Consider the following 21725-nt stretch of genomic DNA (forward strand, 5'->3'; position numbering starts at 1 on the left):
ATACTATAGGTTTTTAAAGAGTAAAAACGTTGTTGTAACCAGCGACATCGCGGTTATGATGGTCGCCACAGTCTGCGTTCCGGTAGTTCCCGTTCCCCATGATTTTTGTTTTAGCGGCTTGACATAAATATAATCGTTGGGCTGTATGTAATAATACGGAGATTGCATGGCTTTGGCATCGGTAAGGTTGATGGTATGCATTTCGGTACCGTGTGGATATTGTCGAATGATCATAACTTCTTTTCGATTTCCGGTCATTGTAATATCGCCGGAATTAGCGATCGCCTGCATAATCGTAACTTTATCCTGATAGAGTACTTTTGTTCCCGGAACCGTTATTTCGCCATTAATTGTGTAGCGGAAACCGGCCAGACGAACGTCGACAAAAATATTAGCTTCTTTTCTAAAGTATTCTTCCAGCAATTGCTTTTCAATCCGAATCCGTACTTCGTCAAGGGTATAACCGAGTACATTTATTTCGCCCAAAACCGGAATACGGATGTTTCCGTGATCGTTTACCGAAAATCCGTTAAAATACAGACTTTGTTCCGTTTCACCATTGGCACTGCTTCCCGCCGCCGCGGCAGGGTTAAACATATCGACCAGTTTCTGATCCAGTGCTTTTATTTTAATGCTCACCACATCGTTGGTCTGTATACGGTACGGTTTAAACAGTACGGGATTTACCGCCACAGCCAGCGTATCTTTACTATAGTTCTGCAAATACAATAATTCTTTATTGGACACACACGAAACCGAAAAGATTCCGACCAATAGTAACATTAAAAATGTTTTTATCATTCTGATGACTTTTTGAGCAACAAATATAGTTTATCAAAGGCTATTTTACGTACGGTACTATAGCTTTACAAAGAAACGTTAATTTTTTAAAGTTTTAGGAATTTTTAATGGCATTTTCAAAAGGAATTCGATGCAAAATACTACGTCCCAGCGTTACCTCATCGGCATATTCCAGTTCGTCGCCAATTGCAATTCCGCGCGCAATAGCCGAAACGATTACGTCACAGTCTTTGATTTGTCTGTAAATATAGAAATTGGTCGTATCGCCTTCCATAGTCGAACTCAGTGCAAAAATAATTTCCTTTACGGCTCCGGATTTTACTTTTTCCACCAATGATGGAATATTTAACTGACTCGGCCCTACTCCGTCGATTGGGGAAATCTTTCCACCCAACACATGGTACAAGCCTTTGTATAATCCGGTATTTTCGAGTGCCATCACATCACGGATATCTTCGACCACACAAACCACCGATTGTTCCCGTACGGGATTGGAACAGATATAACAGATTTCTTCATCGGAAATATTATGGCAACGGGAACAAAAACGAATGTCTTCCCGGAGTTGCGTTAAAGCACTTGCCAATAGCTGCGTTTGCTCTTTCGGTTGTTTTAGCAAATGAAGCACCAGTCGTAACGCCGTACGCTTTCCGATTCCCGGTAATTGCGACATTTCGTTGACCGCCTTTTCCAATAATTTTGATGAGAATTCCATAGGGACAAAATTACTCTTTTTAATTGAATTTTATCTCACGTCAATCCGTTGAAAAAGTGATCTCAAATTAACATTTTTTTGTATTTTGGCTCCACCTAAAATATCAAAAATGACACCTTTTACCATATTGACCATCATTGTTATTTACTTTGGACTTTTAATCCTGATATCCAATGTTATCAGCAAAAAAGACCATAGTAATGATGCCTTTTTTAAGGCTAATAAAAATTCCAAATGGTATCTGGTGGCTTTCGGGATGATCGGAACGGCACTTTCGGGTGTTACGTTTATTTCCGTTCCGGGCGAGGTAGGTTCGCCTAACGGAGAGGAATTCAAATATTTTCAGTTTGTACTCGGTAATGCCATTGGCTTTATCATTGTTGCCACCGTATTGCTTCCGTTGTATTACCGAATGAACCTGACATCGATTTACGAGTATATGGAAAAACGGTTGGGCTACTACAGTTATAAGGCCGCCGCGTCTATTTTCCTGTTGAGTCGTACCATCGGATCGGCTTTCCGACTGTATCTGGTAGTGATTGTTTTACAACGTTATGTATTTGATTTCTATAATGTGCCTTTTTCGTTTACCGTACTGATATCACTCGGTTTGATCTTTGCCTATACCTATAAAGGCGGCTTAAAAACGATTATTGTCACCGACACCTTACAAACGTTGTTCCTGGTATCGTCGGTATTTTTTACGATTTATTTTATCTGTGACAGTCTTGATTATAATGCGGTACAAGCGTTCGAGGCGATAAAAGAGAGTAATTATTCCAAAATATTCTTCTTTGATGATTTTATCGGAAGTCGGTACCATTTTGTAAAACAGGTATTGGGTGGCATTTTTGTAACCATTGCGATGGTTGGACTGGATCAGGATTTGATGCAAAAAAACCTGAGCTGTAAAAATATTGGAGAGGCTCAAAAGAATATGTTTTCCTTTACGGCCATTTTTGTGGTGATCAATTTATTCTTTCTAAGTGTAGGTGCATTATTGTACTTGTATGCCGGCAAAAACGGAATCGAAGTGCCTTTGGATGCGATAACCGGTAAACCGCGTACGGATTTATTATTCCCGGAAATTGCGTTCCATCATTTAACACTCATTCCTTCGATTGTATTCCTGTTAGGACTAACGGCCGCTACTTTTGCGACAACCGATTCGGCATTAACGGCACTAACCACTTCTTTTTGTGTTGATTTCTTAGGAATGGACAAAGCCGAAAATGCCAACAAACCGAATATTGTAAGAACCCGTCATCTAGTTCATATTTCCTTTTCCTTGTTGATGTTTCTGGTGATCATCATTTTTAACGAGATCAACGATGCTTCAGTGGTGAGTATGATCTTTAAGATTGCATCGTATACCTATGGCCCGTTATTGGGATTATATGCTTTCGGATTATTTGTAAAAAGCCGTGGTGTACGCGACAAATTAGTTCCTTTTATCTGCGTATTAGCACCGGCACTGACCTTCTATTTAAGTCAGCATTCGAAAGTATTTTTTGGCGATTATGTGTTTGATAACGAGTTGATCATTATCAACGGACTCATTACATTTTTACTGTTACTGGCGATTAGTCAGAAAAGAAAAATCGCTTAAAACTGGTTGGTCGTTAACAACACCAAAGTACAGGCTACTTCATAACCGATGCCGTTTGCTTCAAGCAGACGGTACAACTCAGGATTTTCCGTTCCGGGATTAAAGATCACGCGTTGTGGTTTCAGGCTAATGATATAGTCATAATACTCCTGTTGGCGTACCGGATTCAGGTATAAAGTAACCGTATGCACGCCGGTAAACGGTATTTTTTCCGTTTCGATAGTCACGCCTTCCACCACTTCTTTTTTAAGCCCGACTGCCACGACTTCGTGTTGGTGCTTTAAAAGACTTTTCAATGCCATATTCGCATAACGCTCCGGATTTGACGAAGCTCCGATAACCAATGTCTTCATATTCGTATATTTAAGTATAAAATTACGTATTTATCGCTTATTTTCTTACATTTCAAATCAATTATAACATTGTTTTATCATAACTTTGAAATAACACTCCCCTAAAGCCGAAAGGAATATTAACGTTTTATTTTGCAAAAAAAACTATGGAACTATTTATTTACATTTTCGCAGCCCTTTTTTCCGTTTTGAACCCTTTGGGCGTTATCCCGATTTTCGTTGGACTGACGCATCACGAAAGCAGCGCTGAACGATCGAGAATTTCATTATGGACCGCTGTCAACGTTTTTATTATTCTGGTCATTTCGTTTTTTATCGGCGAATATGTATTGAAGTTTTTCGGTATCAGTATCGATGCGCTACGTATTGCCGGAGGATTGGTGATCGTAAATTCGGGATTTGCATTGCTTTCCGGAAAATTCAACAAAACAAGAGGTGTTAATAAAAAAGTGGCGCACGATGCTCAGAAGCGTAGTGATATTGCGTTAACACCATTGGCAATCCCGATGTTGGCCGGACCGGGTTCCATTTCCTTATTAATTGCGTTTTATCAGGATTTTACCGAGGTAACCGAAAAAGCGATTGTCTGCTCGGCTATTTTAGCGGTAGCGCTTACCATCTTTATCATTTTAAAAAGTGCGCATTACCTTTCCCGTATTCTTGGAGCTTCGGGAATTGTAGCGATTTCGAGAATTATCGGTTTTATCGTCATCGCCATCGGAATACAATATATCAGCAGTGCGGTGGTGAACATCTTAAAAACCGTATCGCCCTAAAAAGAAGAAAGAGATTTCAATACTGAAATCTCTTTCTAAAACAAAAACAAACATTTAAACTAACTACTCAATTGGAAAGTATTACTTTAAGATTACTTTTTTAGTAATCGTACTACTTCCCGACTCAAGATTCAGTATATAGATACCGGTTCCTAAAGCAGATAAATCCAATTCTCTGCTATAGAATCCCTGAGCAGTTTCGATAGCGGTTTCGAAAACTTTCGCACCTGTCATCGAATAGATACTCACTTTACTGTTGGCATCCATATTTTCTTTAATATCGTAGATCAAATTGATTTTTTTATCTAAAGACGGATTCGGGTAAATTCCGAAAGCGATCTTATCTTCAAATGATACCGTTCCCAAAGCACTGGTTACATCCTGGTAGTTGAATTTGATCACTCCAGTTGAACTTCCTGCAAATGTTGTGAATACCATACGGTAAACAGTACCATTAGCTTGTTTTACGTAATATGCTTTCGATCCATCGATAGTATAAGTCGATCCGGTAAATGTTTTCCAGTCGTATCCGATAGTATTGATAGCCGAAGCGAAAGTAAGATTAGATGTATTCATTACACCTCCTGGCTCTGTATTTTTAGCCACTTTAACATCCGGGTGGTGTAAAGCACCCGTTACCTGATATTTCGTTGTACTTCCTCCCATTGGGTAATCGGTTGTGAACTTTGTAAAGATCAAATCCCAATCTGCAGTAGCCGGCTCAGCTATAATCGCTGCGTCCGTTTCCAAAGAGAAATAATTAAAGATATTGTTCGGGTTCGTTGCATTCGCTACCACTTTTGTCTGATCGGCGCTCCAAGTACTTGTTCCTGCATTCCAGGTTGCATACGTAAAGGTATAACCAGAGAAGAAATCATCTATTTTGAATTTTTTATAGGTCCCATTTGGATATTTCAATACAAAAATGATCGATCCGGTTACGTGGTGGTTTGCCATGTTATATTCGCCCCAACCATAAGTAGCCGTACCATAATCGAAAGCTCCTTTTGTCCACTCGATATCACTGTTGTACAGACGTGTCCAGTTTGCCACCTGACTTACATCGATAGAAGCCCAGTTGCTTACCGTATTGGAAGCCTGGTAAACTTCAATACCTTTTGCATCGTTAATACGGGTTGCAAAAGCCATTGCACTTTTTCTGTAGAAAGCAACATCCCAAGAACTGTGTGGGTAAGCATTAGTCACTCCCGGAGTAGCGAATTTAAAATACACCTGATTTGCGTAACTTGGTCCCATGGTTACCGTTCCTTCCTGAACGGTCTGAGCGCCCGCAAATGAACCAACCAGCATTGCTGCTAAAAGTAGTATTTGTTTTTTCATAGTAGTACTAGATTTAATTATATTTATTGTATCAGTTTATATTCAAATTTTGGATATCCACGTACGCCACCTTCATTTAAGAATTCCAGCATTCGCACTTTATAGTAATTTCCATCGGTATCTTTAATCACATAAAAGCGATCGGTATAAGCACTACCGGTGAACACATCGCGCCATTCGGCACCAATCACACGCTGATCGTCCATAAAATTACTTTCCACTACATTCGCCATGGTGAAATTGCCAAAATTCACAGCCGAAGTCACCGCTACTCTATAGCCTCTCACACCTGCTTTCAGGTTGTTCAATACGAAATCGGAATAACCATAAGAACCAGAATTTACAATTTCGTTGGTAAATACGGTAAAACACAGATCCCATAAATTCTTTTGCGGTTCCACATTCACGACATTTTGTGTCGCCAGACTAAAGAACGTAAAGTTGTAATCCGGTTTTTTAGGGATCGAAACCTGTTGGTGTGTCGTACTGTTCAAATCGGCATATTGTAACATATAGTTGTCACCGTCGCGTAAGATTCTTATTTTTTTCCATCCACGAGCATCACCTGCAATAGCTACAGTTCCCGCCGGTGGCGTTGTATTACCGATGGTATATCCCATATTTACCAGATATACATTGTTCTCAGCGTCGTTTGCAGAAATTTCAGCGATGGCTGTTTGATTAATCATGCCATTTGGCGCATCGATATAATTGGTATTGGTCGGATCGAAGGTTCCAACGGCAACTTGCGCCTGAAAAGCACTAACACTTGCCGGTGTAACGGCATCGATATTGGTAGCATCCAGTTTTTTAACCGCCATATATAGCGAACCGTTGATTGTTACGCGGAATTGGTTTCCGGAATAGAATCCCAAATCCCAAACATCTCTACGGGAACTGGTCATTGTTTCTTTACTTAAATCGACAAAAATCTGATTCCCCTGATTAGGTCCTCCAATTTCCGGTAGTAATGTCGCTCCCAAAGATCTTTGGAACGATACCAATGACGTTGTATATCCCTGAATCGATGTTTCACCGGTATAATTGATTGCAACCACTTCCATCAAAATGGATTTTTCGTCGTTATCAAACGGGTAAATCAGGTTTTTAAATGTAAACGTCAATTCGCTTTGCCCTTTTGCAAACGGAAGTTCCAAAATACCGCCCTGTGCTTCCGGAAGCGTACTAAAGTCTACTCCATAACTGGCATGGGTTCCCGATAATTTAATACTGATTTTCCCATCGGTTTTTGCCGGTTCCGAAAAAATCAGTTTCATTTCCCTTTGATCCGGAATGGTCGAAAAATCGATCGATTGTCTTTCGAAAGCAATCACAAAAGGATTCTGTTCAACAGTATAATCTTTTTCGCACGATACTGTTACGAACAGGATCAAGGCTAATGCTATTTGTAGTATTTTAGATTTCATGTTGATTACATATTTAACTTATACAATAATTTTACGAAGTAGGATCTTCCATATCCCATCAGGATATTTGTTCCGGCTGCCGAATGCGCTCCGGCTTCTGTAGCCGTGGTATTAATCGTCGTGATATCCAAAAGGTTTCTCGCTCCGATAGTCGCTTCCAGTTTTTTATCCAAAAAGGTTTTCTTGATCGTCGCATCCAACCAAGTAAATGGATTTTGTTTTCCTCTTTCCAATGCGCCGTTTCTTTCTACAAACTGATATTGCGGTCCGTTATATTTTACGTAGGCCGAGAAAACAGTTCCCCATTTTGGTAAGCTATACGACGTATTCGCATTTAATTGGAACGCATACAGATAATCGTCGTTTGACAATACACCACTGTCTAACACTTTTGAAATTCCGGAGAAGGTAACCCCGAAATTACCGGTAAAGTTTTTGTATTGTGCGGTATTCGTTAGCGACAATCCCCAGGTTTTATACACATCAATATTGTTATATTGGTATACTAAAGGCGATTGTTGGATAATGATCATTTCGATTCTGTCTTTTACATCCATAAACCAACCCGAAAGTTTGTTTTGCATCGAGAACGCCTCGTTGATTTTGGTATCTTTTTTCAGGTGTAGGAAAATTGATTTCCCTTGTTCCGGATTTAAGTTTGGATTCCCTTGAATGTTATGGTTTACATCGACCATATAGGTATACAACTCATCGAAGTTTGGTAGTCGTGGTGCCGTACCTACAATGGCGCGTAATTCGTATCCGCTGTCGAAAGCATATTTCGCACTCAATGAAAGCGCCGCCTGTGTATCGAATTTGGATGACAACAACATACGTACACCCGGACGAATCGAGAAGCGTTTGTTAAAATTGATTTCGGAAGAGGTGTATACATCGTACGAGTTTAATTCTCTTTCGATATTTTCACCGTTAAACAATCCGGCTAAGCTGGTAATATACCCGTTAACACTGTTTACTTCGTATCCCGCCTGAAGATTAAACGTTTCATTTTTCAGGAAGTTGGAGAAAAACCCTTTGGAATAGTATACTTTTCGGGATTCGTATTCTAATTTCTCCGTTCCGAAATGCTCCTGCTGACGGATTCTGTAGTTGTATTTTTCAAGATCACGGGTTTGCTCCTGATAGGAAAACGACACATCGTAATTCATTCCGTTGTCACCAAATTTTCCGGAAGCGTTTAAATGATGGTAATATCGCGTAGAACTGTAAATTTCATCTTTTGCTATCGGGTTATCCGTTGCGGTAACCGGATCAAAATTTTGTTGAACATCGGCACTAAAACGATCGGTTGTTTCTTGAAAGAACTCAAATTTATAGAACAAACGGTAGTTTTTTGTGGTATACGCTAATAATGATTTGGCGTTTAACTGTACTTTTGGCAACCATTCGTAACCTCTAAGTCCGTCGTTATTTACATAATTCTCACCCATTTTATCGTTCCAGAATCCTTTAAAGTCGTTACGGGTAAACATTGCGTTAGCGTAAAACTTCTCATTAAAGTTATGTCCGATTTTGATTGACTGGATATGACGTCCTTTGTCGGCAAAATTATATTCTTTTCCAACCGTCTCTTCCTGAATATAAGGTGTCACTTCCCATTTATACTGAGACGATTTTTTAGTGATGATGTTGATAATTCCGGAAACGGCATTTGCACCGTAATCAACTCCCATGGAACCTTCCACGATTTCGATTTGCTGAATATCGTCAAGGTTAATTTGCGTCAGGTCGGTATTATTACCCAAACCTTCGTCGTTTACAACCGGAATATTATCCACTAATATTTTAAAATACTGCGCATCCAATCCAAATAACTGCACACCCGATTTTCCGGTAGAAGCATTTGGTATGATATTAATGTTTAAGGTCTGATTTAGGATGTCGGCCAGGTTGTTTCCGGCTTGTCTGTCGATATCGGCTCTGGTGATTACTTTTACTTCGAAAACCGATTTTTTAACCGATTGTGGATTGTATTGTCCGGTTACGACTACTTCATCCAATTTGTTAACTTTAGGGACGATGCTGTCATTTTCTTGTGCAAAACCGGAAAAAGCTCCCAGTAGAAATAACCCGCTGCAAATTTTTATTTTGAAACCCATGCGTTTTTTTTTGTGCGTTTTTTTGACTTTAAGAATTGTTGATCAACCAAATAGAAAATATGACACAACATTTATTGTCTTAATTTAGACTTATTCTTAATAATTTTCTGCAAATGTAAGTGATAATTTTTATTCGTTCTAAATAAATTTAATATTTTTGCACAGGAAATTTTTTAATTAATACATCATAATGAAAAATCTAAAACAAAAAGTAACTGTTGCTTTATTGTTTGCAGCCTTTTTAGGTCATGCACAAGGCAATAAGAAAAAACAAGACATCGACGCGATCAAATCTATGTGCGGATGTTATGAAGTAGAGTTTAATTTCGCAGAGACTTTTAAAACTACAAAAGACGAGAACTACAAACCATCCCCTACAAAATATGACAAAGGATTAGAGTGGGTAGAATTGGTTGAAGACAAACCAAACAAAATCGTAATGCAGCATTTACTAATTGTAGGAGACACTATGATTGTAAAACACTGGAGACAGGATTGGGAATTTGAAAACACCCGTTTATACGATTTCTTTAAAGACACGTCATGGAAATACAAAACGCTTTCTAAAGCCGATGTAAAAGGACAATGGACACAACGTGTATTCCAGGTAGACGATAGTCCGCGTTATGAAGGAACAGCAACATGGGTTCACGTTGACGGAACTTCATACTGGAGAAACTACACCGATGCGCCACTTCCACGAAGAGAGCACACAATCCGTAACGATTACAATGTTTTAAACAGAAGAAACGAGCATGAAATCACGAAATTCGGATGGATCCACAACCAGGATAACAAAAAAATCAAACGTGACGATGCTGGTAAAGATGTAGTATTAGCACAGGAAAAAGGAATCGACATCTACACAAAAGTAGCCGATTCTAAATGTGTTGCCGCTCACAAATACTGGAAAGAAAACAAAGCCATGTGGAAAAACGTTCGCGACAAATGGCAAACAATCTTCGACAGAAATAAAGATTTAAACTTAGAAGAAAAAGTAAACCGTAAATCGTTATTCGGTTATTTATTCGACTTAAAAGGAGATACTCCAAAAGCGGAGACAGACAAAATCATCGATAGCTTTGTAAAAAACTAATACTTCTTACAACATAAAAAGCCGCTATATAGCGGCTTTTTTTATATCTAAACAGTTACTTATTCTGCTTCCGGCAAAAATACTTCCGCCATCATACAACGGGCACTTCCACCACCACAGGCTTCAATCGTATCCAGACTGGAGCTTAAAATTTCACAGTGTTTTTCGATTTTCGCGATCTGATCTTTTGTCAGACTCTGATGCGCCGAAGCACTCATCACCAAATAACGCTTATCATCAGTACCACGAACCTGTAACATATTTCCGGCAAAATTATTCACCTGATCTTCCGTGATTAATATAATTTCCTTTCCGTCCGATTTCAGGCAATCCAATACCATTTTACGCTCTTTGGTATCATCGATACAATCGGCACAGATCACCGCAAATGTTTCCCCCAAACACATCATCACGTTCGTATGATAGATATGCTTGCGCTCTCCGTTTACCGTTTGATACGCTTCAAAAATCACCGGGTTCAATTCGAAATCTTCACAAAACTCAATCATCAGTTCCTCATCTGCTCGTGGCGACAAAGCGCAATAGGCTTTTCCGTTTTCACGATCCAACAGTAAACTTCCGGTTCCTTCCAAAAAGATATTATCTTCTTCTGCCGATGTATAATCCACAAGATTTTCGATTTGAAAACCTTTTTCTTCTAAAATATCCAATATATCCTCACGACGCTCTAAACGACGGTTTTCGGCAAACATTGGATACAAAGCCACATCTCCGTTTTCGTGGAACGAAATCCAGTTGTTCGGAAAAATACTATCCGGCGTGTCCGGAGTAACGGTATCATCCACAACGATAACGTTTACACCAACGTTTTTTAGTTTTTCAACAAAAGCATCAAACTCTTCCTGTGCTTTGGCATTTACGGTAGCCGGCAACAGGTTGTCCAATACTTTTTGGTAATAATTATTTACAGCCGTTTGTTCGTTCATACGGAACGCCACCGGGCGGATCATCAAAATGGTATTTGTTGTTTGTTTCATAACACTATTTTCTTAAAATTATTAATCCCGGATCAACGGTAAGGTAGAACATCGTAAAAGCCCTTCCTGTTTGGCGATTTCGGCATATGGAATTTCCTCTACCGTTATCCCCTTACTGCGCAACCAGTTGTTTAGTCGTGTAAAATTGCGTTCCGACACGACTACGTCCGGTGCAATCGAAAACACATTGGAATTCATCTGATACATCTCCTCTCTTTCGATATGGAACAGGTTTTCCATTCCAAAAAGATTAACCAGATACATATAATCGGCTTCTTCGCGGAATCCACTTTTGTAGATAATTCCCTTATCGGTTCCTACCGGTTGAAAACAACAATCCAGGTGTAAGGCATTATCTCTCGGCTCGATCTTCGATTTTACCAAATCAAATTCTTTTACAATTTTGTTTGGAAACAGATTTTTGATGTAGGCTACACCTTCCATATTGGTACGTGCCGTGATATAGTCTTTATAATCGCTTCCTTTATAGGTTCCGATAAAAATATGATCATTCCACACCATTACATCGCCACCTTCAATATGCACTTCTTCGGGTGGGCGAACCACTTTTGCCGGGTTCATCTGGTCGATTACATACTGGATAGCATCCAATTCTCTTTCGCGATCCGGTAATATATTGGCTTTAACAAAAGTATCATCAATGACAAAACCGATATCACGGGAAAAGATTTGGTTATAGCTTTCGATAATTTCCGGGCGGTATACTTTAACATCGTATTTTTCGAAAACGGCATTAAAGGCATCCATTTCTTTGATCATATCGGGTTCCACGGGATAGGTTCCCGCTTTAATATGTTCTAATGATTTCGGATCATAGGCCTCATCGATCGTGGGCGTTGGTCCATTATTTACTGCAGTTCCTAAAACGACGGCTCTAAGCCGCGACGTTTCATTTTTTACATTTAGACTTAACATAGCTTTTGGCTTTTGGCAAATATAAACAAAGGGCTTTGATTAATAAAAAAGTCCCGATCAAATATCCGACTGATTGCGAATTATTCTTCCGAATTATAATAACTTAAAAATAAAGCGATTATAAGTTAACAAAAAATAATTTTTTAATACATTTACTTAAAAAACTACAAAACATGGGATTATCAAGCTTTTTTAGTTCGCTTTTCGGGAAGGCCAAACAGACTACCGAAAATGTTGGCGACGCCTTACATAGTACGTCTGAAGCGGCATCAGACAAAATCGAGTCTTTTTCCAAAGAGGTAGCCGAGACGGTTACTGATATCGGCGATACTGTTTCTAACAAACTGGAAGAAATGGGTGTATCGGAAACGGTAACCAACTTTGCCGACAAGGCCAAAGACACCATAACCGATGCCGGCGAATGGTTTGAAGAAAAAGCCGCCGATGCAAAAGAGTCGGTTTCCGATTGGATTAATAAGACAGAAGAGAAAGCAGACGATGTATCTGACGATTCGGAAACGGAAAAAACTACAGAATAAAAAAAATCCCGAAGCTACTTCGGGATTTTTTTTTATGATAACAACTATTATCTTTCGTTCATCGGTTTAAAAGAACGCAATGCATAACCGGTATACACCTGACGTGGACGTCCGATTGGTTCTTTGTTAACACGCATTTCTTTCCATTGTGCAATCCATCCCGGAAGACGTCCGATTGCGAACAATACGGTAAACATATCGGTCGGGATTCCTAAAGCACGGTAAATAATTCCGGAATAGAAATCTACGTTTGGATATAAGTTTCTCGATTTGAAATACTCATCTTGTAAAGCAGACTCTTCTAATTGTTTCGCGATGTTCAAGATTGGATCGTTAACTCCTAAAGTAGCCAATACTTCATCAGCTGCTTTTTTGATGATTTTCGCACGTGGGTCGAAGTTTTTATAAACACGGTGTCCGAATCCCATTAAACGGAAAGGATCGTTTTTATCTTTCGCTTTCGCTAAATATTTCTCCGCATCACCTCCATCTTTCTGGATTTCTTCCAACATTTCCAATACCGCCTGATTTGCACCTCCGTGTAGTGGTCCCCATAAAGCAGAAACACCGGCAGAGATTGAAGCAAATAAACCAGCATGAGACGAACCTACCATACGTACTGTTGATGTAGAACAGTTTTGTTCGTGATCGGCATGAAGGATGAATAATTTATCCAGCGCATCTACGATAACCGGATTGACGTTATACGGTCCAGTTGGTAATTCGAACATCAAACGAAGGAAGTTTTCCACATATCCTTTCGTATTGTCGTAGTAGTTTAACGGGAAACCAGAAGTTTTACGGAAAGTCCAGGTAGCCAATACCAGGAATTTACCCATTGTTTTACAAACAGCGGTGTACATTTCCTCTTCGTTTTCAACATTGACAACTTTCGGATTAAACGCTGTAAGTGCACTTGTTAGTGAAGACAGAACGCCCATTGGGTGTGCCGTTTTTGGAAAACCATCGATGATGTTTTTCATTTCTTCATTAACCAACGTGTATTTACGAATATCGTTTTCGAATTTTTCTAATTGGGCTGCTGTTGGCAATTCGCCAAAAATAACCAGATACGAAACTTCTAAAAAGTTTGCTTTTTCCGCCAGGTCTTCAATGGCATATCCTCTGTAACGAAGAATACCTTGCTCCCCGTCAAGGAAAGTGATATCACTTTTACAAGATCCTGAATTTTTATACCCCGGGTCAAGCGTAATCGCGCCAGTTGCAGCACGTAATTTTTCTATATCGATAGCAACTTCGTTCTCGCTTCCTACTATTACCGGGAATTCATATTTGTTGCCATCAATTTCTAATATTGCAGTTTTTGACATGTTTGTATTAGGAATTAAATGTAAAATATTTTTGTTATCTGCGAATTTAAGCAATTCCAATCGAAATGGAAAGAAAATCAAGCAAGGAAATCGTTAATTATTCCGTAAAAATTAAGCGTAAAAATTACATTTTTCACATTTTTTACCGCACAAAAAAACACCCTGTAAAGTCGTGTTTTCTCAAGTTAAATTACGTTACTAAAAAATACCGGGATGTTACATAAAACACGCTTTTTTATCGCTATTTTTCATAATGAGACACCTGACAGGTTTTGGAAACCTGTCAGGTGTAATGCAACAAAAAAGGCCATCCTTATCGGACAGCCTTTTCCTATACTTAAAAGCGTTGTTATTTCACTTTAAATGCTCTTTCCTGTGGAAAATAAGCAACTTCAGCTAATTCTTCTTCAATTCGAAGCAATTGATTGTATTTTGCCATACGGTCGGAACGGGAAGCCGATCCTGTCTTAATTTGTCCACAGTTTAATGCTACGGCCAGGTCGGCGATAGTATTGTCTTCCGTTTCTCCGGAGCGGTGCGACATTACAGACGTATATCCGGCATTATGCGCCATGTTTACCGCTGCTATGGTTTCGGTTAACGTTCCGATCTGGTTTACCTTGATCAGGATGGAATTAGCGATATTTTCGTTAATTCCTCTTGACAAACGCTGTACGTTGGTCACAAATAAATCATCACCTACCAACTGTACTTTATCACCGATTTTTTCGGTTAATAATTTCCATCCGTTCCAATCGTCTTCATACATTCCGTCTTCAATCGAAATAATCGGATATTTTGCAGCCAAATCGGCTAAATATTGTGCTTGCTCTTCGGACGTTCTTACTTTTCCGGTAGCGCCTTCAAATTTGGTATAATCGTATTTACCATCGATATAGAATTCGGATGCCGCACAATCCAAAGCGATCATTACGTCATCTCCGAAAGTATATCCGGCATTTTCTACTGCCAATTTAATCGAATCCAAGGCATCTTCGGTACCACCAGCCAGATTTGGAGCAAAACCTCCTTCATCACCAACAGCAGTACTTAGATTTCTATCGTGCAATACTTTTTTCAGGTTATGGAAAATTTCCGTTCCCATTTGCATCGCATGCGTAAAGTTTTGCGCTTTTACCGGCATGATCATAAACTCCTGAAATGCGATAGGCGCATCGGAATGTGATCCTCCGTTGATAATGTTCATCATCGGTACCGGAAGTGTGTTTGCCGAAACACCACCTACGTAACGATATAATGGCATTCCCAGTTCGTTTGCTGCCGCTTTTGCCACAGCCAAAGAAACTCCAAGAATAGCGTTTGCGCCTAAATTGGATTTATTTGGCGTTCCATCCAATTCGATCATTACTTTATCGATGGCATTTTGTTCGAAAACCGACATTCCAACGATTTCGGATGCGATTGTTATATTTACATTTTCCACCGCTTTTAAAACACCTTTCCCCATATATGCTTTTCCACCGTCTCTTAATTCGACAGCTTCGTGCTCTCCGGTTGAAGCTCCCGATGGAACAGCAGCTCTTCCCATGATACCGTTTTCGGTAAACACATCTACTTCTACTGTTGGATTACCTCTGGAGTCTAATATTTGTCTTGCGTGAACTTTAATAATCATGCTCATAATTGATACTTTTTGATTGCCTTTAAAAAAGGCCGGATTAATTTTTAGCTAATTTAATGTTTTCGACGAATTGGTCAAATAAATAACGGGCATCGTGCGGTCCGGGACTCGCTTCCGGGTGATATTGTACGGAGAAACAACTTTTGTTTTTCATTCGCATACCGGCTACGGTACCGTCGTTCAAATGCACATGGGTAATTTCAAAATCAGGGTGTTTTTCCAATTCTTCACGCACTACGGCAAAACCGTGGTTCTGCGACGTGATTTCACCTCTGTTTGTGATTACATTCATCACCGGGTGGTTGATTCCACGGTGACCGTTAAACATTTTATAGGTCGAAATTCCATTCGCTAAAGCAATAATCTGATGTCCAAGGCAGATTCCGAAAACCGGAACATCGGTAGCCAGGATCTGGCGTGCCACTTCCTGTACACCTTTTAACGGATCCGGATCACCAGGTCCGTTGGATAGGAAATATCCATCCGGATTAAATGCTTTTAAATCTTCAAAGGAAGTATTGTATGGGAATACTTTGATATAGCAGTCTCTTTCGGCCAGGCATCTCAAAATATTGGTTTTGATACCTAAATCAAGTGCTGCGATACGATAAGTTGCCTTTTCATCACCAAAAAAGTAAGGCTCTTTTGTCGACACAGTGGAAGCCAATTCCAAACCTTTCATATCCGGAACAGCGGCCAATTGTTTTTTCAATTCTTCCAACGGTGTTCCATCGGTACAAATTACGGCATTCATAGCGCCATTATCGCGGATATAACTCACCAAAGCACGCGTATCGACATCGGAGATTGCAACAAGGTTTACTTTTTCGAAGTATTCGAATAAACCTTCGGAAGCATCGGGTCTGGAATAATTAAAGCTAAAGTTTTTACAAACCAGTCCGGCAATTTTGATTCCGTCGGAATCCACTTCATCTTCATGAACACCGTAGTTTCCGATGTGCGCATTGGTTGCCACCATGATTTGTCCGAAATAAGACGGATCGGTAAAGATTTCCTGATATCCGGTCATTCCGGTGTTAAAACAAACCTCTCCAAAAGTGGTTCCTTCAATTCCTATGGATTTTCCATGGAAAACAGTTCCGTCACTTAGTAAAAGGATGGCTTGATTTCGATTTGAATATTTCATTGTGTGTTGTGTTGTAAAATTTTGCAAATTTAATCTAAATTCTTCTTTCTGGAAACTATTCGGACAAAACCGCTGTTCTTTTTTCATTTTGACATTTGGAATCCGAAAGAAAAAGGCAAAAAAAAAGGACAAACTTAAAAAGTTCATCCTTAATTTTTATTGAAGAATCAATTGTTTCATGATTATTCAGTAGCTTCTGTATTTTCAGTAGTTTCAGCAGCCGGAGCTTCAGTAGCAGGAGCAGCTTCCGTCTTTTTAGCTCTACCACGACGAGTAGTTGCTTTTTTAACTTCTTTCTTACCTCCGTTGTACAATTCGTTGAAATCTACAAGTTCGATCATTGCCATATCAGCGTTATCCCCAAGACGGTTACCCAATTTAATAATACGAGTATATCCTCCTGGACGGTCACCAACTTTAGCGGCTACTTCTCTAAATAATTCCGTTACAGCGTATTTGTTACGTAAGTAAGCGAAAACAACACGACGGTTGTGAGTAGTATCTTCTTTTGATTTTGTTACCAATGGCTCTACGAATTGCTTTAAAGCTTTCGCTTTAGCAACAGTAGTATTGATACGCTTGTGCTCAATAAGTGAGCAAGCCATATTAGCCAACATAGATTTTCTATGTCCAGCCTGTCTGCTTAAATGATTTATTTTTTTTCCGTGTCTCATTGCTATACAATTTAATCGCGCTTTTAGGGCGGACTAGATTATTCTTTATCTAATTTATATTTAGTCAGATCCATTCCGAAAGTAAGCCCTTTAACAGCAACTAATTCGTCAAGTTCTGTTAATGATTTCTTACCGAAGTTACGGAACTTCATCAGATCATTTTTATTAAATGATACTAAATCGCCTAGTGTATCAACTTCAGCCGCTTTTAAACAATTTAGTGCTCTAACAGAAAGATCCATATCGACAAGCTTAGTTTTAAGCAATTGTCTCATATGTAATGATTCTTCGTCGTACGATTCTGTCTGAGCAATTTCATCAGCCTCAAGTGTAATTCTTTCGTCAGAGAACAACATAAAGTGATGAATCAACGTTTTAGCTGCTTCTGTTAAGGCATCTTTAGGGTGAATAGAACCATCAGTAATGATCTCAAAAACTAATTTTTCATAGTCAGTTTTTTGCTCCACACGGAAGTTTTCTATTGAATATTTTACATTCTTTACTGGAGTGTAAATAGAATCTGTAAAAATAGTTCCTATAGGTGCATTTGGTTTTTTGTTTTCTTCAGCAGGAACATAACCACGACCTTTTTCGATAGATAATTCCATGTTAATGGTAATTTTGCTATCAAGGTTGCAGATAATCAAATCCGGGTTAAGCACTTGGAAGCCAGAGATAAATTTTTGAAAATCACCGGCCGTAAGTTGCTCTTTACCAGAAAATGAGATAGAAACAGATTCATTATCGATATCTTCGATCTGACGTTTGAAACGTACTTGTTTCAAGTTCAGGATGATTTCTGTAACATCTTCAACCACACCGGAGATAGTAGAGAATTCGTGATCCACGCCTTCAATACGAACCGAAGTGATTGCATATCCTTCCAAAGAAGAAAGCAAAACACGTCTTAATGCGTTACCAACAGTCAATCCATATCCCGGTTCTAAAGGTCTGAATTCAAATTTACCTTCAAAATCGGTTGAATCGATCATGATAACTTTATCGGGCTTTTGAAAATTAAATATTGCCATATTTATTTCGACTGATGTCTAATTATTATTTGTTGTACAACTCTACGATTAACTGTTCCTTAATGTTTTCTGGAACTTGGATTCTTGCCGGTACAGAAACGAAAGTACCTTCTTTAGTATCATTATTCCAAGTAATCCATTCGTAAACAGTGCTAGAATTAGATAACGAACGTTCGATAGCCTCAAGAGATTTTGATTTTTCACGAACAGCAACTTTGTCACCTGGTTTTAGGTGATAAGAAGGGATATTTACCACTTCACCGTTTACAGTGATGTGACGGTGTGAAACGATTTGACGCGCAGCACGACGAGAAGGAGCGATACCCATTCTGTATACAACGTTATCTAATCTTGCTTCACATAATTGGATTAACACTTCACCCGTTACTCCTCTAGAAGCAGCTGCTTTTTCGAATAAGTTACGGAACTGACGCTCTAAAATTCCATACGTGTACTTCGCTTTTTGTTTCTCCATCAACTGGATAGCGTACTCGGATTTTTTACCTCTTTTTTTCGCTAAACCGTGTTGCCCTGGAGGGTAATTTCTTTTTTCGAAAGATTTATCATCTCCGAAGATCGCTTCACCAAATTTACGAGCGATTTTAGTTTGTGGACCAGTATATCTTGCCATTGCTAAAAATTAAAAAAGGTAGGGATTATGAATTCAGGTCTTTCCTCCGATAATCTTGTTCCTACCTTAGGTTATACTATAAAAAATTAAACTCTTCTTCTTTTTGGAGGGCGACATCCGTTGTGTGGCATTGGAGTTACGTCGATGATTTCGGTAACTTCAATTCCTCCATTGTGAAGAGATCTGATAGCAGATTCTCTACCATTTCCAGGACCTTTAACGTAAACTTTTACTTTTTTAAGTCCTGCTTCTAAAGCAACTTTGCTACAATCTTCTGCTGCCATTTGAGCTGCATAAGGAGTATTCTTTTTAGAACCTCTGAAACCCATTTTACCCGCTGAAGACCAAGAAATAACTTCACCTTTCTTGTTAGTTAACGAGATGATGATGTTGTTAAAAGTTGCATTAATATGAGCCTCGCCTGTTGATTCAACGATAACTTTACGCTTTTTTGTATTTGCCTTAGCCATACTACTACTTATTATTTAGTTGCTTTTTTCTTGTTAGCAACAGTTTTTCTTTTACCTTTTCTTGTTCTAGAGTTGTTTTTAGTTCTCTGACCTCTTAATGGAAGTCCAGCTCTATGACGAATTCCTCTGTAACATCCGATATCCATTAAACGTTTGATGTTTAATGAAATTTCAGAACGTAATTCTCCCTCAATTTTGAAATAAGACACTGCTTCACGGATTGCTCCGATTTCGTCGTCATTCCAATCTTGAACTTTTTTATCTTCGCTTACGTTAGCTTTAGCTAAAATCTCTTTCGCTCTGCTGTCCCCAATTCCGAAGATATAGGTTAGCGCGATGATTCCTCTTTTATTTTTAGGTATATCTACCCCTGCAATTCTTGCCATAACTATCCTTGTCTTTGTTTAAATCTAGGATTCTTTTTATTAATAACGTATAATCTTCCTTTTCTACGCACAATAATGCACTCGGCACTTCTTTTTTTAACTGATGCTCTTACTTTCATTTTAATAGCCTTTAGTATCTATAAGTAATTCTTGCTTTAGACAAATCGTAAGGGCTCATCTCTAACTTCACTTTATCACCAGGTAATAATTTGATATAATGCATACGCATTTTACCAGAGATATGAGCAATTACAATGTGTCCGTTTTCTAATTCTACGCGGAACATAGCATTTGATAATGCTTCAATGATTGATCCGTCTTGTTCTATTGCTGATTGTTTTGCCATAAAAATTAAGCTACTGCTTTTCTATTTTTACCACTTTTCATCAAACCGTCGTAATGCTTATTCAATAAATAAGAATTTATTTGTTGAATAGTATCAATTGCAACTCCCACCATAATTAGCAACGATGTTCCGCCATAAAACATAGCCCACCCCTGTTGAACGCCAAGTAAACTTACCGCGATAGCTGGGAACACAGCGATCAATGCTAAGAATAACGAACCAGGGAAAGTGATCAACGACATGATTTTATCCAGGTAGTCACCAGTCTCAACACCAGGACGAATTCCCGGGATAAAACCTCCACTACGCTTTAAGTCGTCAGCCATTTTATTTGTAGGTACTGTAATTGCGGTGTAAAAGTAAGTAAAAATAATGATTAATAAAGCAAAAACTAAATTATACTGCCATCCGAAGATATTCTGGAAGCTAGTTGTAATAGTTTGTGCTGTATCAGATGTCGATAAACCAGCAACAGCAGCAGGGATAAACATGATTGCCTGAGCGAAGATAATCGGCATCACCCCAGAAGCATTAAGCTTAAGCGGGATCCATTGTCTGTTACCACCCATCATATCCTGTTCGAAATCTCCGGCGGTTGTACGACGTGCATACTGAACCGGGATTTTTCTAACTGCCATGGTTAATAGAATACAAGCAATAATGATTAACAACCAAATGATTACTTCTAAAACGATAAGCATAGGTCCTCCGTTGTTTTCTGTTACACGGGAAGAGAACTCCTGAATGAAAGCCTGCGGCAAACGGGCAAGAATTCCTACCATGATCAACAACGAAATACCATTTCCGATACCTTTATCAGTAATTTTTTCACCTAACCACATTGCAAAAATCGTACCTGTAACTAGAATGATTACAGATGAGAATAAGAATGAGAATGAACTAAATCCTAATAAAAAGGCATCTGCAGGCAATTGTTTATACAAGTTATAAATATAACCTGGACCTTGCAATAGGGTAATACCAATAGTTAACCATCTAGTGATTTGGTTGATTTTACGTCTTCCGCTTTCACCGTCTTTTTGTAGTTTCTGTAAATAAGGAATCGCAATTCCCATTAACTGAACTACAATCGACGCTGAAATATACGGCATGATACCCAATGCAAATACAGATGCCTGCGAGAACGCACCACCTGTAAATACATTGATTAACCAACCAATACCTTGATCTGTTTGACTAGATAAACTTTGCAATTTAGTAGCATCAATACCTGGAAGGGTCACCTGAGCACCTAAACGGTAAACTAATAATAACCCAAGAGTAATTAAAATTTTATTTTTTAATTCCTCAATTTTCCAAACATTTACTAATGATTCTATAAATTTCTTCATCTGT

The 21725-nt window shown here is 38.9% G+C and carries 23 protein-coding genes; 4 read left to right on the top strand and 19 right to left on the bottom strand.

Annotated elements, in window-relative coordinates; genetic code table 11:
- Window positions 1-3: 3 nt before the first annotated feature.
- Together AAFN64_RS12480 and recR are read right to left on the bottom strand one after the other, a co-directional pair.
- Window positions 4-801 (bottom strand): polysaccharide biosynthesis/export family protein, encoded by a 798-nt coding sequence (locus tag AAFN64_RS12480; protein WP_300489980.1) that lies wholly within the window; start codon window positions 799-801, stop codon window positions 4-6.
- Window positions 802-895: 94 nt separating this feature from the next.
- On the bottom strand, window positions 896-1516 hold the full coding sequence (gene recR, locus AAFN64_RS12485; RefSeq protein ID WP_347760674.1) for a recombination mediator RecR: 621 nt from the start codon (window positions 1514-1516) through the stop codon (window positions 896-898).
- 109 nt (window positions 1517-1625) lie between these two features.
- Between recR and AAFN64_RS12490 the strand changes: the two genes are divergently transcribed.
- On the top strand, window positions 1626-3125 hold the full coding sequence (locus AAFN64_RS12490) for a sodium:solute symporter (RefSeq protein ID WP_300489976.1): 1500 nt from the start codon (window positions 1626-1628) through the stop codon (window positions 3123-3125).
- Here the strand turns inward: AAFN64_RS12490 and AAFN64_RS12495 are convergent.
- Entirely contained in the window at window positions 3122-3478 is a 357-nt protein-coding gene (locus tag AAFN64_RS12495) for a CoA-binding protein (RefSeq protein WP_347760675.1), read from the bottom strand. The genes AAFN64_RS12490 and AAFN64_RS12495 overlap by 4 nt on opposite strands.
- Window positions 3479-3624: 146 nt before the next feature.
- Between AAFN64_RS12495 and AAFN64_RS12500 the strand changes: the two genes are divergently transcribed.
- Window positions 3625-4254 carry a MarC family NAAT transporter gene (locus tag AAFN64_RS12500; RefSeq protein ID WP_136403079.1) on the top strand — a complete coding sequence of 210 codons (630 nt, stop codon included), beginning with the start codon at window positions 3625-3627 and terminating at the stop codon, window positions 4252-4254.
- 81 nt (window positions 4255-4335) lie between these two features.
- On the opposite strand, the gene AAFN64_RS12505 is transcribed toward AAFN64_RS12500, so the two are convergent.
- The 3 genes from AAFN64_RS12505 to AAFN64_RS12515 are packed head-to-tail and all read right to left on the bottom strand — an operon-like array spanning window position 4336 to window position 9142.
- Window positions 4336-5595: a T9SS type A sorting domain-containing protein gene (locus AAFN64_RS12505; RefSeq protein WP_347760676.1), complete on the bottom strand. Its 1260-nt coding sequence runs from the start codon at window positions 5593-5595 to the stop codon at window positions 4336-4338.
- Window positions 5596-5618: 23 nt separating this feature from the next.
- Complete coding sequence (locus AAFN64_RS12510; protein ID WP_347760677.1) at window positions 5619-7022, bottom strand: HmuY family protein; 1404 nt, start codon at window positions 7020-7022, stop codon at window positions 5619-5621.
- A 5-nt stretch (window positions 7023-7027) separates the two neighbouring features.
- A complete protein-coding gene (locus AAFN64_RS12515; RefSeq protein ID WP_347760678.1) occupies window positions 7028-9142 on the bottom strand; it encodes a TonB-dependent receptor plug domain-containing protein in 2115 nt (704 codons plus the stop codon).
- Window positions 9143-9332: 190 nt separating this feature from the next.
- Between AAFN64_RS12515 and AAFN64_RS12520 the strand changes: the two genes are divergently transcribed.
- Window positions 9333-10238 carry a DUF6607 family protein gene (locus AAFN64_RS12520; RefSeq protein WP_300489963.1) on the top strand — a complete coding sequence of 302 codons (906 nt, stop codon included), beginning with the start codon at window positions 9333-9335 and terminating at the stop codon, window positions 10236-10238.
- 59 nt (window positions 10239-10297) lie between these two features.
- Here AAFN64_RS12520 and AAFN64_RS12525 read toward each other — a convergent pair whose 3' ends face one another.
- Window positions 10298-11236: an arginine deiminase-related protein gene (locus AAFN64_RS12525; RefSeq protein WP_347760679.1), complete on the bottom strand. Its 939-nt coding sequence runs from the start codon at window positions 11234-11236 to the stop codon at window positions 10298-10300.
- A 21-nt stretch (window positions 11237-11257) separates the two neighbouring features.
- Window positions 11258-12172, bottom strand: coding sequence for an arginine deiminase family protein (locus tag AAFN64_RS12530; RefSeq protein WP_300489959.1), 915 nt, complete (start codon window positions 12170-12172; stop codon window positions 11258-11260).
- Between the two features lie 173 nt (window positions 12173-12345).
- On the opposite strand from AAFN64_RS12530, the gene AAFN64_RS12535 reads away from it, so the two are divergent.
- A complete protein-coding gene (locus AAFN64_RS12535; RefSeq protein ID WP_347760680.1) occupies window positions 12346-12711 on the top strand; it encodes a hypothetical protein in 366 nt (121 codons plus the stop codon).
- A gap of 47 nt (window positions 12712-12758) precedes the next feature.
- On the opposite strand, the gene AAFN64_RS12540 is transcribed toward AAFN64_RS12535, so the two are convergent.
- From AAFN64_RS12540 to secY, 11 genes are all read right to left on the bottom strand, one after another.
- Entirely contained in the window at window positions 12759-14042 is a 1284-nt protein-coding gene (locus AAFN64_RS12540) for a citrate synthase (protein ID WP_347760681.1), read from the bottom strand.
- 349 nt (window positions 14043-14391) lie between these two features.
- On the bottom strand, window positions 14392-15684 hold the full coding sequence (gene eno / locus AAFN64_RS12545) for a phosphopyruvate hydratase (protein ID WP_347760682.1): 1293 nt from the start codon (window positions 15682-15684) through the stop codon (window positions 14392-14394).
- A gap of 37 nt (window positions 15685-15721) precedes the next feature.
- Window positions 15722-16831, bottom strand: a complete 1110-nt coding sequence (gene carA / locus AAFN64_RS12550; RefSeq protein WP_300489947.1) for a glutamine-hydrolyzing carbamoyl-phosphate synthase small subunit — start codon at window positions 16829-16831, stop codon at window positions 15722-15724.
- A gap of 182 nt (window positions 16832-17013) precedes the next feature.
- Window positions 17014-17505 (bottom strand): 50S ribosomal protein L17, encoded by a 492-nt coding sequence (gene rplQ, locus AAFN64_RS12555; RefSeq protein WP_300489944.1) that lies wholly within the window; start codon window positions 17503-17505, stop codon window positions 17014-17016.
- Window positions 17506-17543: 38 nt separating this feature from the next.
- Window positions 17544-18536: a DNA-directed RNA polymerase subunit alpha gene (locus tag AAFN64_RS12560; protein ID WP_136403067.1), complete on the bottom strand. Its 993-nt coding sequence runs from the start codon at window positions 18534-18536 to the stop codon at window positions 17544-17546.
- A 25-nt stretch (window positions 18537-18561) separates the two neighbouring features.
- Complete coding sequence (gene rpsD, locus AAFN64_RS12565) at window positions 18562-19167, bottom strand: 30S ribosomal protein S4 (protein WP_136403066.1); 606 nt, start codon at window positions 19165-19167, stop codon at window positions 18562-18564.
- Window positions 19168-19253: 86 nt separating this feature from the next.
- Window positions 19254-19637, bottom strand: a complete 384-nt coding sequence (gene rpsK / locus AAFN64_RS12570) for a 30S ribosomal protein S11 (RefSeq protein ID WP_136403065.1) — start codon at window positions 19635-19637, stop codon at window positions 19254-19256.
- Between the two features lie 11 nt (window positions 19638-19648).
- Entirely contained in the window at window positions 19649-20023 is a 375-nt protein-coding gene (gene rpsM, locus AAFN64_RS12575) for a 30S ribosomal protein S13 (RefSeq protein WP_136403064.1), read from the bottom strand.
- Window positions 20024-20025: 2 nt separating this feature from the next.
- Complete coding sequence (gene ykgO, locus AAFN64_RS12580) at window positions 20026-20142, bottom strand: type B 50S ribosomal protein L36 (protein WP_002987490.1); 117 nt, start codon at window positions 20140-20142, stop codon at window positions 20026-20028.
- Window positions 20143-20153: 11 nt separating this feature from the next.
- Window positions 20154-20369, bottom strand: a complete 216-nt coding sequence (gene infA, locus AAFN64_RS12585) for a translation initiation factor IF-1 (RefSeq protein ID WP_007136545.1) — start codon at window positions 20367-20369, stop codon at window positions 20154-20156.
- A gap of 5 nt (window positions 20370-20374) precedes the next feature.
- On the bottom strand, window positions 20375-21721 hold the full coding sequence (gene secY / locus AAFN64_RS12590) for a preprotein translocase subunit SecY (protein WP_136403063.1): 1347 nt from the start codon (window positions 21719-21721) through the stop codon (window positions 20375-20377).
- Window positions 21722-21725 lie beyond the last annotated feature (4 nt).

The sequence above is a fragment of the Flavobacterium sp. CAU 1735 genome (assembly GCF_039888695.1).
Classification (GTDB): domain Bacteria; phylum Bacteroidota; class Bacteroidia; order Flavobacteriales; family Flavobacteriaceae; genus Flavobacterium.

Excerpts from the sequence above, each read along its gene's own strand:
- AAFN64_RS12490 (WP_300489976.1), top strand. The coding sequence starts at position 1,626 with ATGACACCTTTTACCATATTGACCATCATTGTTATTTACTTTGGACTT.
- carA (WP_300489947.1), bottom strand. The coding sequence starts at position 16,831 with ATGAAATATTCAAATCGAAATCAAGCCATCCTTTTACTAAGTGACGGA.
- rpsM (WP_136403064.1), bottom strand. The coding sequence starts at position 20,023 with ATGGCAAGAATTGCAGGGGTAGATATACCTAAAAATAAAAGAGGAATC.
- AAFN64_RS12480 (WP_300489980.1), bottom strand. The coding sequence starts at position 801 with ATGATAAAAACATTTTTAATGTTACTATTGGTCGGAATCTTTTCGGTT.
- AAFN64_RS12535 (WP_347760680.1), top strand. The coding sequence starts at position 12,346 with ATGGGATTATCAAGCTTTTTTAGTTCGCTTTTCGGGAAGGCCAAACAG.
- AAFN64_RS12500 (WP_136403079.1), top strand. The coding sequence starts at position 3,625 with ATGGAACTATTTATTTACATTTTCGCAGCCCTTTTTTCCGTTTTGAAC.
- AAFN64_RS12560 (WP_136403067.1), bottom strand. The coding sequence starts at position 18,536 with ATGGCAATATTTAATTTTCAAAAGCCCGATAAAGTTATCATGATCGAT.
- AAFN64_RS12530 (WP_300489959.1), bottom strand. The coding sequence starts at position 12,172 with ATGTTAAGTCTAAATGTAAAAAATGAAACGTCGCGGCTTAGAGCCGTC.
- rpsD (WP_136403066.1), bottom strand. The coding sequence starts at position 19,167 with ATGGCAAGATATACTGGTCCACAAACTAAAATCGCTCGTAAATTTGGT.
- eno (WP_347760682.1), bottom strand. The coding sequence starts at position 15,684 with ATGAGCATGATTATTAAAGTTCACGCAAGACAAATATTAGACTCCAGA.
- AAFN64_RS12515 (WP_347760678.1), bottom strand. The coding sequence starts at position 9,142 with ATGGGTTTCAAAATAAAAATTTGCAGCGGGTTATTTCTACTGGGAGCT.
- rpsK (WP_136403065.1), bottom strand. The coding sequence starts at position 19,637 with ATGGCTAAGGCAAATACAAAAAAGCGTAAAGTTATCGTTGAATCAACA.
- AAFN64_RS12540 (WP_347760681.1), bottom strand. The coding sequence starts at position 14,042 with ATGTCAAAAACTGCAATATTAGAAATTGATGGCAACAAATATGAATTC.
- secY (WP_136403063.1), bottom strand. The coding sequence starts at position 21,721 with ATGAAGAAATTTATAGAATCATTAGTAAATGTTTGGAAAATTGAGGAA.
- AAFN64_RS12505 (WP_347760676.1), bottom strand. The coding sequence starts at position 5,595 with ATGAAAAAACAAATACTACTTTTAGCAGCAATGCTGGTTGGTTCATTT.
- recR (WP_347760674.1), bottom strand. The coding sequence starts at position 1,516 with ATGGAATTCTCATCAAAATTATTGGAAAAGGCGGTCAACGAAATGTCG.
- AAFN64_RS12525 (WP_347760679.1), bottom strand. The coding sequence starts at position 11,236 with ATGAAACAAACAACAAATACCATTTTGATGATCCGCCCGGTGGCGTTC.
- AAFN64_RS12495 (WP_347760675.1), bottom strand. The coding sequence starts at position 3,478 with ATGAAGACATTGGTTATCGGAGCTTCGTCAAATCCGGAGCGTTATGCG.
- AAFN64_RS12520 (WP_300489963.1), top strand. The coding sequence starts at position 9,333 with ATGAAAAATCTAAAACAAAAAGTAACTGTTGCTTTATTGTTTGCAGCC.
- AAFN64_RS12510 (WP_347760677.1), bottom strand. The coding sequence starts at position 7,022 with ATGAAATCTAAAATACTACAAATAGCATTAGCCTTGATCCTGTTCGTA.
- ykgO (WP_002987490.1), bottom strand. The coding sequence starts at position 20,142 with ATGAAAGTAAGAGCATCAGTTAAAAAAAGAAGTGCCGAGTGCATTATT.
- infA (WP_007136545.1), bottom strand. The coding sequence starts at position 20,369 with ATGGCAAAACAATCAGCAATAGAACAAGACGGATCAATCATTGAAGCA.
- rplQ (WP_300489944.1), bottom strand. The coding sequence starts at position 17,505 with ATGAGACACGGAAAAAAAATAAATCATTTAAGCAGACAGGCTGGACAT.